Here is a 13,066-nt window from a genome sequence, read left to right as displayed (position 1 = left end):
CATGCCGGTTTACGCCCCAGTACGTCAAGCCCGGCATGCGCGCTCACGCCTTGTCGACAGCCAAGCCGGCCTCCGCCATCCCCGCCTTCTTCAGCCGAAAACCCAGCCACAACGCCAGCAACCAGGCCGGCAGCACATACACCGACACCGCGATGCCCGGCGTGAACAACATCACGCCCAGAATCATCAGCATGAAGGCCAGGCACAGCCAGTTGGCGAACGGATGCCACAGGGAAGCGAACACCAGCTTGCGACCACCCTGGGCGCGGCGAAACTTCAAATGCGTGAGGCTGATCATCGCCCAGTTGATCACCAGCGCGGTTACCACCAACGACATCAGCAGCGCCAGCGCGCCGTTGGGCAACAGGTAGTTAAGCACCACGCCGGCGAAAGTCGCCAGAGCCGAGAACAAGGTGGCGTTGACCGGCACCCCCCGCTTGTCCAGCTTGGCCATGCGCGTGGGCGCGTTGCCCTGCTGAGCCAGGCTGAACAACATGCGGCTGGTGGCGTAGACGCCACCGTTGTACACCGACAAGGCTGCGGTCAGCACCACGAAATTAAGCCCGTGCGCGGCGAAACCGGCCCCGATCTGCTCAAAAATCATCACAAAGGGGCTGCCGCCGGCAGCCACCTTGCTCCACGGATACAAAGACAGCAGCACCAACAGCGAGCCGATGTAAAAAATCAGCACGCGGTAGATCACCTGATTCACCGCCTTGGGGATGGTTTTCTGCGGATCCTGGGTCTCCGCCGCCGCCATGCCTATCAGTTCCAGGCCGCCAAAGGAGAACATGATCACCGCCATCGTCATGAACAGGCCTCCGACGCCGTGCGGGAAGAAGCCGCCATCGCGCCACAGATTGCTCACCGAGGCCTGCGGACCGCCGTTTCCGGACAAGAGCAGATAGCCGCCGAACACGATCATCGCGATGACCGCGCCCACCTTGATCAGCGCGAACCAGAACTCCGTCTCGCCGTAATATTTGACGCTGCTCAGATTGACGCCGGTGATCACCGTGAAGAAGACCAGCGCGGTGACCCAAGTGGGCACATCCGGCCACCAGTAACGCACGTATTCGCCAGCGGCCGTCAGTTCGGCCATGCCGGCCAGCACATACAGCGCCCAGTAATTCCAGCCGGACAGGAAGGCGGGAAACTTGCCCCAGTAGCGATCGGCGAAATGGCTGAGCGAGCCGGCCACCGGCTCCTCGGCCAACATCTCGCCCAATTGGCGCATGATCAGGAAAATGATGAAGCCGGCGACGGCGTAGCCGAGAATCATAGCCGGTCCGGCCGCTTTCAACACGCTGGCCGAGCCCAGGAACAGACCAGTGCCGATCGCGCCGCCCAGCGCGATCAACTGAATATGGCGGTTTTTCAGCTCGCGCTTCAAACCGGTGGAAGTGGGGGTAACGCTCACCTTGGCGCCTCCTGCTGATTGAGTGAATGGAACGGTATTGCTTCATCAATGCAGCAAGGCCCTTACCACTCAAAATTGGACAATAAGTCCAATAAAACCAGCAAGACATCCCTATTACATACATCAACTTCAAACAAACCACGACCAGATTAAACAAAACAAGACATAAGGTCAAAAAGCATTTCACTGCATTTAGCAAAGAATTGCCAACCAATGCTATAGCTTCAAATTATCGGACACTTTGTCCAAAAACATTTTAATATCGGAGAAGCCGGCGTAAAAGAGCAGGGCCGCCTGCGGAGGCGGCCCTGCCGATTACGGTCTCGCCAGAGCGGCGACCGATGAAGTCATCCTCAAGGCGTTTGACGCGCGGGCTCCGCCGCCGGTGTGCCCTTGGCGCGATAACCCACCCACAACAGCCCCAACCATATCGGCAACACATAGACCGATACCGCGGCACCCGGCGTCAGCAACAGGATCAGCAAAATCATCGCCATGAAGGCCAGGCAGACCCAGTTGGTCAGCGGGAACCAGAAGGATTTGAACACCAGCTGTTCGCCGGCCTCGATCTTGGCGCGACGGAACTTCAAGTGCGTCAGACTGATCATCGCCCAGTTGGTCACCAAGGCGGCCACCACCAGCGACATCAAGATGCCCAGCGCCTCGCCCGGCAACACATAGTTGAGGATCACGCAGGCGAAAGTCGCCGCCGCCGAAACCAGGATCGCCATCACCGGCACGCCGCGCTTGTCCACCTGCATCAAGGCCTTGGGCGCGTTGCCTTGCTTGGCCAGCCCGTACAGCATGCGGCTATTGGCGTAGACGCTGCTGTTGTACACCGACAGCGCCGCGGTCAACACCACAAAGTTAAGCAGGTTGGCGGTGAGGCCGGAGCCAATCTGCTGGAAAATCATCACGAAAGGGCTGCCGCCGGACGCCACCTTGCTCCACGGATACAAGGACAGCAGCACCACCAGCGAGCCGATGTAGAAGATCAGGATACGGTAAATCACCTGATTCACCGCCTTGGGGATGGTGGTGCGCGGATTGTCCGCCTCAGCCGCGGTCAAGCCAATCAGCTCCAGACCGCCGAAGGAGAACATGATCACCGCCATCATCATGAACAAGCCGCCAAAGCCGTGCGGGAAGAAGCCGCCGTCGCTCCACAAATTGCTCACCGAGGCCTGCGGACCGCCGGTGCCAGTCAGCAGCAGATAGCCGCCAAACAGAATCATCGCGATCACCGCCACCACCTTGATCAAGGCGAACCAAAACTCCGCTTCGCCGTAAACCTTGACGTTGGCCAGATTGATGCCGTTGATACAGACGAAGAACACCAGCGCTGACACCCAGGTGGGCACATGAGGCCACCAGTACTGGACATAGGCGCCTACCGCGGTGAGCTCGGCCATGCTGACCAGGATGTACAACACCCAGTAGTTCCAGCCGGACAGGAAGCCGGCGAAATCACCCCAGTAACGATAGGCGAAGTGGCTGAACGAGCCGGCCACTGGCTCCTGTGCCACCATTTCGCCCAGTTGGCGCATGATCATGAAGGCGATCAGGCCGGCGATGGCGTAGCCCAGAATCATTGACGGGCCGGCGGCTTTCAGCACGCTGGCCGAACCGAGGAACAGGCCAGTGCCTACCGCGCCGCCCAGCGCGATCAATTGTATGTGGCGGTTTTTCAAGCCGCGTTTCAAACCGGCTTCAGTGGAGATATCAGTCAAGGCTGCCCCCTCAAATCATCATTTTCCAGCAACATTAATACCAACAGCATGACAATTCAGGCAAGCCGCGTCGTTCCTGTTGCAAACATCGACAAGCTGAACATTAAGCACCTAAGCGCAGACTGAGTCAAACGACGACATTGGAGTTTTATGCCTCGATCACGTCATATATTGAATACAATGAAATTAAATTCGATTATTTAAACAAATACTTTGCTCAAATTGCTCAACAAGCTGCAGACTACTGCAAATTTCTGCCACGCGCCCTCTCCTCCGCCCGTATCAGTACAATGACACATAAGCAAGCGTTTGCTTGCCGATATCTTGATTTAAATCAAACTGCTATCGATAGTCGCCCCCCGTCCTCGCTCCCGTAAACGCTAACGACTCGCCACTTTTAGTAACAAATGGAAAACATTTAATTTGCAACTGTCTGCCACCATAAAGTGTCTGAATTTCATCTCACTCATCATGATTACGGCCGCATAGACGGCCTGCTTTTTGGAGACGAACCATGAAACAATCCTTGTTGATCGCCAGCGTGCTGGGCGGCGGCATTGCCCTTGGCGGCCTGGGCGTGGCCGGCTATCAGGCCGTGAAATCCAACCCGCAAACCGCGGCCGCGCCTCAGCAAACCGCCAGCGCGCCGGCCGCAGCATCCGCCGCCGCGGTTCTGCCGCCCACGGTGGCCTCCGCTCCGGTTACCGTCGCGGCGGCCGCGCCGGCCGCCGCTCAAACGGCTCAAGCCGTTGCGAAGCCCGCCGAACCAAGCGCGCCGGCCAAGCCGGCGGCGCCGGTTCACGCCACGCATGCCCGCATTCTGGCGGTGACGCCGATCAAGGAAACCGTCAATGCGCCGAAGCAGGTATGCCATCAGGAGCAAGTGACCCATCAGGCGCCGGTTCAGGATCAAAACCGCATCGCCGGCTCCGTGATAGGCGGCGTGCTCGGGGGCGTGCTGGGCAATCAAGTGGGCGGCGGCAACGGCAAGAAAGCCGCCACCGTGATCGGCGCATTGGCCGGCGGCCTGGCTGGCAACAAGGTGCAGGAAGGCATGCAGCAACGCGATCAGGTCAACAGCACCCAGACTATTTGCAATGAAGTGAACGAAAGCAGCGAGAAGGTCGTCGGCTACGACGTCAAATACTCGCTGGACGGCAAGACCGGCACCGTACGCATGGATCGCAAGCCCAAGGGTAAAACCTTGCCGGCCAAGAACGGCAAGGTGCTGGTTTAGAGCGGCTAAAATCCTGATGTTGCATTGCACCGACTTGCCGCGCGACTTGCTTCAGCCGTAAAAGCTGAATTTTTTGGCCGCGCTTACCCCCAAGCCTTGCCACGCAAAAGCGGACCTCCCGGTCCGCTTTTTTTCATACCCTCAGGGCCTGTTCAAAGTCTCGCGAGCTAAAGCGAAGCAAGGCGCCGCCGCAGCGCAGCCCGCTTTACTCAATACGGTATACGAGCATTTCGAAGCCGATACGCATCGCGCCATGTCACCACCGACGCGGAGGCCGATTACAAACAGGTGCTCAGCGCCAACGCGCAGCAACCGCCTCCGCCTCTTCTGGCGGGCCGAACAAGACCGTCCAACGGTCTTTCCAGTTGGGCGCGCGCCAGGCTTCGCGCAGCATGTCGCGCCATTCCACCACGCTGACCCACAGCGGATTGAAGCTGTTCACCGGCTTGACCGTGCCGTAGTCGCAGGGATCTTGCTCGCACTCTTCCACATAGGTGCCGAACAGGCGGTCCCAAACTACCAACACGCCTGCGTAGTTATGGTCGATGTAGCGCGGATTCTTGGCATGATGGCCGCGATGGATGGACGGAGTGTTGAGCACGTACTCCAGCCAACCCAGCTTGGGGCAGGCCTGGGTATGCACAAAGAACTGGAACGCCAGGTTCAGCAACACCACGCCCACCACCTGCTCCGGCGGGAAACCCAGCCAGGCCAGCGGCAGCCAGAACGCCCACATGCCGGCCAATGGATACATCAGGCTCTGACGGAAGGCGGTGGTGAAATTCATGCGGGTGGAGCTGTGATGAACGCTGTGCGCCGCCCACAGCCAGCGCACGCGATGACTGACGCGGTGGAACCAGTAGTAGAGAAAATCCTGACCGATGAACAGCAGCAGGAAGCTGAGCCAGGAATCGGAAAACTGAAACAAGCGGTGCTGCTGATAAATCCATGCGTACAAGGGCAGCACCAGCACCCAGGCCAGCTTGTCCGCGCCCTGATGCAACAAACCCAAACAGGCGCAGCACACCGAGTCGCGCCAGTCGTAAAGGCTGAGCCGGCCCTGGCGGCGCAAATACCAGAGCTCGCCGGCAACGCAGGCCAGGAATACCGGCGCCAAAGCCAACAGCAGCAGTTGAATGTCGAACTTCATCACCGCCTCCCGCTTGGGAACTGTGTCCACGCGCTAACGCAAACATTTGATTGGAGTTTGAGCTCTATAATTACTCAAACGCCGAATGCCGGCAAGCGGATCAGCCCTGTCCTGCGGTCTACCCTACTGCTGCTGACGCGCGCGGAACGCGGTCAAGGCCGCCTCCCTCTCGCTCCAGGTCCGGTTCACGCTCCTGCGCCCGGACAGGCGCTGCAGATAGGCCTCGCGGTCGGGAAAACCGGCGGTGACGTCTTCGCCCAGCAAGGCTTTGCTCATCTGCTCCAGCGCCGGCAGGATGCAGGCGGCGCTGATGTCGGCGCTGCTGAAATCTTCGCCACAGGCCCAAGGCCCGTAATCCAGCAACTGCGCGCAGGCCGCCACGCCTCGAGTGATCTGCTGGCGAGCGGCGTCAATGGCGCCGGCTTCCAGCGGGCTGCCAAACAGCCAATGGCGGTACAGCGGCAGCGCCGGCGACAACACGTATAAATCCAGCATCGCGCTCAATTGGCGCGCATGAGCGCGGCCGTTCGGCGTAGGCGGCAGCAAGGAGGCGGTGGGATAGGCATCCTCCAGCCATTCCAGGATCACCGATGACTCCGCCATGGCGTGGCCGCCCACTTCGACAAAAGGAATCTTGCCCATCGGGCTCTTCGCCAGCAGTTCTTCCTGCTGCGAAGGGGCGGTGAGGATTTCTTGGAAGTTGACGCCCTTTTCCAGCAAGGCGATTTTGACCTTGTTGTAATAAGGGGACAGCGCAGCGCCGTAAAGCTTGATCATTCAGGTCTCCAGGCAGGCCGTGCCTGCGGTTGCTGATGGAAGGCGGCCGGCCATGCTGCGATGCAGGACCAGCCCGGCAGCATTATGCCATTACTTATTCATGGCAATGGCTTTTTGCTGCAGCAACTGCCGGATCTGCGGCAGCGCCGCTTGTGCCGCGCGCTCGCCCTCCAGAATAGCCTGATGACGCGCGTCGAATTGAGCGGATCCGATATCCTGCACTTGCGGGCGTATCACCACGTCGGCCTGCTTCAATTCTTGCGCCAGCGCCGGCCCGTTCATGATGTTCAGGCTTTGGTCCAGCATGGACAGAAAGCCGGTGGCGGCGCCCTTGCGCGGCCGCGCCGAGATATCGACGGCGATGACGAAGTCCGCGCCCATCTCGCGCGCGGCGCTGACCGGCACCGGGCTGACCAGGCCGCCGTCCACATAGCTCTTGTTGCCTATCTTCACCGGCAGAAACACATTAGGAATGCTGGCCGAGGCGCGCACGGCCTGGCCGGTATTGCCCAGGCGAAACACCACTTTGCGGCCGCTGTCCAGTTCGGTGGCCACCGCGCCAAACGGCCGTGGCAGTTGTTCCATGGTCTTGTTGGCCACCTGGGCGTTAATCCAGTTCTGTAGCTTCTCGCCTTTGATCACGCCCTTGCTGGACAAGGTCCAGTCGGTGAGATTGGATTCATCCAATTGAATCGCCCGGCTCTGCAACTGCATGCCGCTAAGACCGGATGCGTACAGGCTGCCGACCACGCTGCCGGCGCTGGTGCCGGTCACCAGGTCCGGCGTGAGGCCGGCGGCTTCCAATACCTTGATCACGCCGACATGGGCGAAGCCCTTGGCCGCGCCGCCGCCGAGCGCCAAACCGATCTTGGGCTTCAGCACCGGCTTGGGCGTCACCGCCGCGGGGGGGGAAGACAAGGTGGAGCAGGCAGCCAGCAGCGCGGCCATGCTCGCCAGCAACCAGGGCCGGAGTGTATGTTTGCTAATCATGATTCCATCAGGCTTTCAGACATCGGCGGCAATCAACGCCGCCCCAACGGACGCGGAATCCAGCATCACATAGTTCAGATGCCGCGCGCCCTCCAATTCGAAATAGCATTCGCCGTGGACATCCATTTCCAACCGGCGGTAGAACGCGATCGCGCGCTCATTGCCGTGCCACACCGTCAGCCACAGGCGGGCGGGCTCTGGAAGGGCGAACGCCCAACGCCGCCCCGCTTCAAGCAAGCGCCGGCCCAGTCCTTCCCCTGTACGGCTCTCCACCAGATAGAGCCGCTCGACTTCCACGGTGGCGAAGTCACAGCCCTGGCATGGGCTGTCCCGCTTCAACAGTACGTAGCCAATCAGGAAATCATCCTGCTCCATCACCAGCAGATGATGCGCGGAATCGACAATCAAGGCCTCGAAATTCGCCGGCGTGAATTGGCTCAACACATAGTTGGCCATGTCCCGGCGGACGCCGTCGGTCACGTAGGTGCTCAGCCACACTTGAATCGACAAGGCGGCTAGGCAAGCGGCATCAGTCTGCGTCGCCGGGCGGATGGTCGGCATCGCCTTATTCCGGCCGTTTCTTGACGAACTCGATCACCTGACGGCCATCGTCGCTGAACTTGGCCAGTTTCTTGTCGCCGCCCTTCCAGGCATGGCCGTACACCACCTCGTAGGTGGCCGGCAGCTTGCCGTCGCGGCGCAGATCCTCATACGCCGCCTCCACCCGCTGCCAGGCGTGCTTGCCCATCAGGCCGCGGCCGCGGCCGCTGGTGGCGTTGTGCGCGCCGATGGCTTTCAGGTCCGCCATCACGTCGCGGGCGCGGCCATAGGTCAACACGATTTTTTCCATGTCCATCACCGGCTCGGCGAAACCGGCGCGCATCAACGCGTCGCCCAGATCGTGCATGTCGATGAATTGGTTGACGTGGGTGGCGCGGTCCACTCCGGCAAAGGCGCCCCGCAATTCATGCAGGGTGTCCGGGCCCAGGGTGGAAAACATCAGCATGCCTTCGGGCTTCAACACACGGCGGAATTCGGCGAACACGCTATCCGGCACATTGACCCACTGGATGGTGAGGCTGGACCAGATCATATCCACGCTGGCGTCCGCCAGCGGCAAGCGCTCGACGTCGGCCACCACCTGCCACGGCAGGCTGGGGCGAAACAGTTTCTTCAACAGGCCGTCGCCGCTCTGCTGCTTGGCGCGGGAGGCTTGCAGCATCGCCTGGGCCAGGTCCAGCTCCACCACGCGCGCATCTGGATAACGGGCGCGTAATTGGGCCGAGCCGTAGCCGGTGCCTGCGCCGGCGTCCAGCACCACTTGCGGCTGAAACTTGATGTAGTCCAGCCGCTCGGACATCCGGTCGGAGACTTCGCGCTGCAAGACCGCGGCGGAGTCGTAGCTGGCGGCGGCCTTCTCAAACGAGGCGCGCACGCGCGCCTTGTCGGTGTAAAACGCTTCAGTCATGCATGGGTTTCCAAATGCTGGGCAAGCGCGGCGACGAATTCGGCTTCGTGCGACAGAAACGGCGCATGCGACGCTTGCGGAAATTCATAAAGCCGGGCATCGCCCAGCGCGTCGGCCAGCCAACGGCCGGCGCCTATCGGCGTGATGGCGTCGCGGGCGCCGTAGAACAGGCCCACCGGGCATTGAATGCGGCCGGCCAGCGCGCGCGCGTCGGCCATAAGCAACAGTTCCAGCGCAGGTAGCAGGCCTTGCGGCCGGCCATGGGCGAACAGGTCCGCGCGCAAGGCCTTCAGCGTGTCGCGGGCGGACGGCGCGCCCATCATCTGCAAGGCCAGGAAACGCTCCAGCGTCTGCTCGAAGGCGCCGTCCAGACTGGCGGCCACGGCTTCAATGGATTTGCGCTCCTGCGCGTGCGGCCAGCCCTCCTCGCGCACGAAGCGCGGGCTGGTCGCCACCAAGGCCAGGCTCTTGATCTTGTCGGGATGGCGGGCCGCCCAATGCTGGGCGATCAGCCCGCCCAGCGACCAGCCCACCAATTGCAGCGGCAATGGAAAAGCCTGGTCCAATAGATCGGCCACCGCGTCGGCGTCGAAGGAGGCCAACGGGGCGGATGCGCCGTGACCAGGCAGGTCAACCAGATGCACGCAATGACGGGCAGCCAATTGCGCCGCCACGCGGCTGAACACACCGCCATGCAAGCCCCAACCGTGCAGCAGGACGACGTCCGGGCCTTGACCCAGCGTTTCAACAAACAGACTCATGGACGACCAGATGGGGTGAAACCATCATTTTCGCAAGATCGCGATGCGAAAGAAACCACCTAGTCCGGCATCTTCGTCATGAACCTTGCTCAAACGACAGGCCGCCAGGATATCTTCAAGCCGACGGTTGATGTCGGTGGCGATTAGACGCGACAGCTGGTTGCCGGCGCTGCGCAACAAAGACGGCCGCTGGCCGTCGGGCAGGAATTTATCGAACACCGCCGCCCGGCCGCCGGGCTTGAGCACGCGCTCCACTTCGCGGATGCAGGCTTGCGGGTCCGGCACCACCGCCAACGCCAGATGCAGCACCACCGCGTCGAAGCTGGCGTCGGGGAAATCCATCGCCTGCGCGTCCATCACCCTGGCGTCCACCGCCATGCCCAAGGCCTCGGCGTGAGCGCTCAGCCGCGCCAGCATGCCGTCCGAGATGTCGATGGCGGCCACATGGCGGCAGCGCACCATAAAGTCCAGGTCCAAACCCGTGCCGGCGGCCACCAGCAGGATGCGCTCCTCAGGCTGCGGATTGAGCAGGGCGATGGAACGGCGACGGCGCGCGGCGAAAGCCTGCGCCACCCTATCGTAGACCGGCGCATACAGATTGTAGCGCCAGCGGTTGAATGCCTGCGGCCAGCGCCGCCATCCGCTAGCACTCACCTTGGAACTCCTTGCGGAAGCGGGCCAGCCGCTCCCAGTCCACGCCCTGGGCCGGCGCCGGAGCGGCGAAGTAAAAGCCTTGCAGTTTGCCGCAGCCCATCTTTTTGAGCATGGCCAGTTGAGCGGCCGTTTCCACGCCTTCGGCCACCACCTCCAGATCCAGGGCCTTGGCCAACGCCAGAATAGCCCGCACGATAGCCGCCGATTCCTGAGTGCGATCCAGATCGAAGACAAAGGACTGGTCTATTTTCAGCACATCGAAACGATAGCGATGCAGATAGGACAGCGCCGAATAACCGGTGCCGAAGTCGTCCAAGGCCAGCCGAACCCCCAGTTCATGCAACGCGTGCATCACGGTGGCGGCGATTTCCGGCTGATCGATCAGCGCGCTTTCGGTGATTTCCAAATGCAGCGTCGCCGGCGGCAGCCGGTAGTGCCGGATGCGCTCGCCTATCCAGACCGCCAGTTCCGGATCGTGGAAATGGGCCGACGACAGATTGATGTGCAGGGCCACCTCCGGCCCCACCCGGCCCTGAGCGCGCCACGCGCTCAATTGAGCGCAGGCGGCGTTCAGCATATAGCGGTCCAGACGGGTAATCAGCCCGCTCTCCTCGGCGATGGGCAGGAACAAGCCGGGCGAAATCAGGCCGCGCTGCGGATGCTGCCAGCGGGCCAAGGCTTCGAAGCCGACCAGCTCGCCGCTGTCGCCTTCCATGAAGGGCTGGAAATACGGCAGCAGCTGCCCCTCTTCCTCCAGCGCGCGCCGCAGTTCGCTCTCCAACGCCAACTGGTCCGCCTGATTGATGCGCAGCTCATGGTTGAACAAGGTATAACCCTGCCGCCCCTGCTGCTTGGTGCAATACATCGCGTGGTCGGCATCGCGCAGCAGATCGTCGGCCTTGTGGTAATGCTCGTGGTCCGCCAGCACCACTCCGACGCTGGCGGTGGAAAACACCTCCCGCCCCGCCAGGATCACCGGTCGCTCGAACTCGCTGACAATGCGCTGGGCGATGCGCTCGCAGTCGCCGCCGCCGTCCATGCCGAACATCAACACCGCGAACTCGTCGCCGCCCAGCCGCGCCAGAAAATCGTAATGGCGCAAGCAGGAACGGATGCGCGCGCCGGCCTCGAACAAAAGATGGTCGCCGGCCAGATGGCCCAGGGTGTCGTTGACCAGCTTGAAGCGATCCAGATCGATGAACAGCACCGCAAAGCGCTCGCCTCCGCCATGCGAATACGTCTCCCAAGCCCGGCGCAAGGCCTTGGAAAAATAGCTGCGGTTAGGCAGCTTGGTCAGCGGATCGTGCAGGCTGTCGAACTCCAACTGGGCGTTGACCGCGTCCAGCTCGCTGGTCCGCTCCCGCACCCTTTGCTCCAGCTCCACGTAAGCGGTTTGCAGGCTTTCCAGCGCCTTGACCCGGGTCAGCGCCGCCCCGATATGGTTGGCGACGAATTCCAGCACCTCTTGATCGCGGAAATTGTAGACCACGTCCTCTTCATAGCTCTGCACCGCCAGCACGCCCAGGAGATCGGTGCCGCAATACAAGGGCACGCCCAGCCAGCTCTTGGGCCGGGGCAGCTCCTCATCGGCCTCAGGCTGGCGGTTCTGCTGCGAATAGGGATCAATCAGCAAAGGCCGTCCGCTGTGCAGCACCTGTTCGACAAAGCCCTTGCCGGGCCGATGCGGCTTGAGCGGCGGCGCGTATTCGTCGGCGCAGTAGGGAAAGCTGATGCAATCCTCGGCCTGATCGTACAAGGCCACCAGACAATTGCGCGCCGGCACCATTTCGGCCAGCAGGCGGTGCAGACCGCCGAGAAAAGCCTCCAGCGACAAGCTGGTATTCGACAACTCCGCGATACGGAACAAGGCGCCCTGGAAACGCTCGGCGCGCTTGCGTTCGGCCACCTCCGCGCGCAATCGCGCGTTGGCGCCTTCGAGCTCGCTGGTGCGCAGCCAAACCTGGCGCTCCAACTGGCTGCGATGCAGCACCCGCTCCAGCACAAAGCCGACATGGCGGGCGGCGAACAGAAACAACTGCTGCTCGGCCGATGTCAGCGGCGTTTGATCCTCGTACAGCTGCAGCACCACCGCGCCGATCACATGGCCGCCGGCATTGACCAGCGGCGCCCCCATCCAGCTGGCCGGCAGCAGTCCCTGCCGGCTCAGCCCCTCCTGCTGACACACTTCCAGCAGGCGCTCCCGGCTCAGCACCACCGGCTTGCCGCCGCGGATCAACCAGGCGGTCAAGGACTGGGCGTGGCCAGTCAGCGGAAAAATGGCGTCGCTGGCGGGTGGGGCGGGGTCGCGTTGGTCGATGTAGAAGGGAAAGTGGATGACTTGGGCTTCATCATCGTATAGGGCGATGTAGAAGTTGCTGGCGTCCATCAGCCGCATCATCTGCCGGTGCAAGCCGGGCAGAACCTGATCGATGGTGCCGCACTCTTCGGCTAACTGCGAAATATCGAACAAGGCTTCGTTGGCTTCGCGCGCGGCCACCTGCTCCGCGCCCAGCCGCGCGCACAGCAGATGCGCGCAGAGCAAGGCGGCGGAAGGATTCAGCGCCGAGCCGGCGTCTCCGCGCCACACCAACCATCCCAGCACCTGCTCCCCGGCGCGCAAGGGCATCGCCTCACAGCCTGCATGCAACCTGCCGCCGCCCTCCAGCATTTCCACGCTAGGCAGAGCGTCGGCAGCGCCCAAGGCCGCCAAGAGCTGCCAGGCCGCCCCCAGCTGCCGCCAAACCGCGGCAACACGCACTCCTCCCTGCTCTTGCAGCAGAGACAGCGCCATTGCTGCAGCCTGCTCTGGCGTCGCCAGATATTCAGCCATGCTCTTCATGTGATTATCGTAGTATGAGTTAGCTGGAAAATCCGGCCAT

General features: G+C 62.0%; 11 protein-coding genes. 1 reads left to right on the top strand and 10 read right to left on the bottom strand.

What is annotated here, in order from left to right; translation table 11 throughout:
• Nucleotides 1–43: 43 nt before the first annotated feature.
• Both ACUXV1_RS16745 and ACUXV1_RS16740 read right to left on the bottom strand, forming a co-directional pair.
• Nucleotides 44–1,420 (bottom strand): amino acid permease, encoded by a 1,377-nt coding sequence (locus ACUXV1_RS16745; protein WP_043638128.1) that lies wholly within the window; start codon nucleotides 1,418–1,420, stop codon nucleotides 44–46.
• A 353-nt stretch (nucleotides 1,421–1,773) separates the two neighbouring features.
• On the bottom strand, nucleotides 1,774–3,150 hold the full coding sequence (locus ACUXV1_RS16740; RefSeq protein WP_052052110.1) for an amino acid permease: 1,377 nt from the start codon (nucleotides 3,148–3,150) through the stop codon (nucleotides 1,774–1,776).
• Between the two features lie 514 nt (nucleotides 3,151–3,664).
• Here ACUXV1_RS16740 and ACUXV1_RS16735 point away from each other — a divergent pair.
• A complete protein-coding gene (locus ACUXV1_RS16735; RefSeq protein ID WP_081555196.1) occupies nucleotides 3,665–4,387 on the top strand; it encodes a glycine zipper 2TM domain-containing protein in 723 nt (240 codons plus the stop codon).
• Nucleotides 4,388–4,679: 292 nt separating this feature from the next.
• On the opposite strand, the gene ACUXV1_RS16730 is transcribed toward ACUXV1_RS16735, so the two are convergent.
• From ACUXV1_RS16730 to ACUXV1_RS16695, 8 genes are all read right to left on the bottom strand, one after another.
• Nucleotides 4,680–5,537 (bottom strand): sterol desaturase family protein, encoded by an 858-nt coding sequence (locus ACUXV1_RS16730; RefSeq protein WP_043638130.1) that lies wholly within the window; start codon nucleotides 5,535–5,537, stop codon nucleotides 4,680–4,682.
• Nucleotides 5,538–5,660: 123 nt separating this feature from the next.
• Entirely contained in the window at nucleotides 5,661–6,314 is a 654-nt protein-coding gene (locus ACUXV1_RS16725; RefSeq protein ID WP_043638132.1) for a glutathione S-transferase family protein, read from the bottom strand.
• A 90-nt stretch (nucleotides 6,315–6,404) separates the two neighbouring features.
• On the bottom strand, nucleotides 6,405–7,304 hold the full coding sequence (locus ACUXV1_RS16720) for a patatin-like phospholipase family protein (protein WP_043638134.1): 900 nt from the start codon (nucleotides 7,302–7,304) through the stop codon (nucleotides 6,405–6,407).
• Between the two features lie 15 nt (nucleotides 7,305–7,319).
• Nucleotides 7,320–7,865, bottom strand: coding sequence for a GNAT family N-acetyltransferase (locus ACUXV1_RS16715; protein WP_081555197.1), 546 nt, complete (start codon nucleotides 7,863–7,865; stop codon nucleotides 7,320–7,322).
• Nucleotides 7,866–7,869: 4 nt separating this feature from the next.
• Nucleotides 7,870–8,772, bottom strand: a complete 903-nt coding sequence (gene bioC / locus ACUXV1_RS16710) for a malonyl-ACP O-methyltransferase BioC (protein ID WP_043638138.1) — start codon at nucleotides 8,770–8,772, stop codon at nucleotides 7,870–7,872.
• The gene (gene bioH, locus ACUXV1_RS16705) at nucleotides 8,769–9,533 is read right to left on the bottom strand and encodes a pimeloyl-ACP methyl ester esterase BioH (protein ID WP_019101747.1); all 765 of its coding nucleotides are present in this window, start codon (nucleotides 9,531–9,533) and stop codon (nucleotides 8,769–8,771) included. The genes bioC and bioH overlap by 4 nt, the downstream gene beginning before the upstream one ends.
• A 24-nt stretch (nucleotides 9,534–9,557) precedes the next feature.
• The gene (locus ACUXV1_RS16700) at nucleotides 9,558–10,187 is read right to left on the bottom strand and encodes a class I SAM-dependent methyltransferase (protein WP_114152693.1); all 630 of its coding nucleotides are present in this window, start codon (nucleotides 10,185–10,187) and stop codon (nucleotides 9,558–9,560) included.
• Nucleotides 10,177–13,026, bottom strand: a complete 2,850-nt coding sequence (locus ACUXV1_RS16695; RefSeq protein WP_081862657.1) for a bifunctional diguanylate cyclase/phosphodiesterase — start codon at nucleotides 13,024–13,026, stop codon at nucleotides 10,177–10,179. Before ACUXV1_RS16695 ends, ACUXV1_RS16700 begins: the two co-directional genes overlap by 11 nt.
• Nucleotides 13,027–13,066 lie beyond the last annotated feature (40 nt).

This window comes from Chromobacterium sp. W521 (assembly GCF_052805975.1).
This window is presented reverse-complemented; position numbering and strand designations above follow the sequence as displayed.

Coding starts and splice junctions, on each gene's coding strand:
- ACUXV1_RS16735 (WP_081555196.1), top strand. CDS start 3,665: ATGAAACAATCCTTGTTGATCGCCAGCGTGCTGGGCGGCGGCATTGCC.
- ACUXV1_RS16730 (WP_043638130.1), bottom strand. CDS start 5,537: ATGAAGTTCGACATTCAACTGCTGCTGTTGGCTTTGGCGCCGGTATTC.
- ACUXV1_RS16725 (WP_043638132.1), bottom strand. CDS start 6,314: ATGATCAAGCTTTACGGCGCTGCGCTGTCCCCTTATTACAACAAGGTC.
- ACUXV1_RS16720 (WP_043638134.1), bottom strand. CDS start 7,304: ATGATTAGCAAACATACACTCCGGCCCTGGTTGCTGGCGAGCATGGCC.
- ACUXV1_RS16715 (WP_081555197.1), bottom strand. CDS start 7,865: ATGCCGACCATCCGCCCGGCGACGCAGACTGATGCCGCTTGCCTAGCC.
- bioC (WP_043638138.1), bottom strand. CDS start 8,772: ATGACTGAAGCGTTTTACACCGACAAGGCGCGCGTGCGCGCCTCGTTT.
- bioH (WP_019101747.1), bottom strand. CDS start 9,533: ATGAGTCTGTTTGTTGAAACGCTGGGTCAAGGCCCGGACGTCGTCCTG.
- ACUXV1_RS16695 (WP_081862657.1), bottom strand. CDS start 13,026: ATGAAGAGCATGGCTGAATATCTGGCGACGCCAGAGCAGGCTGCAGCA.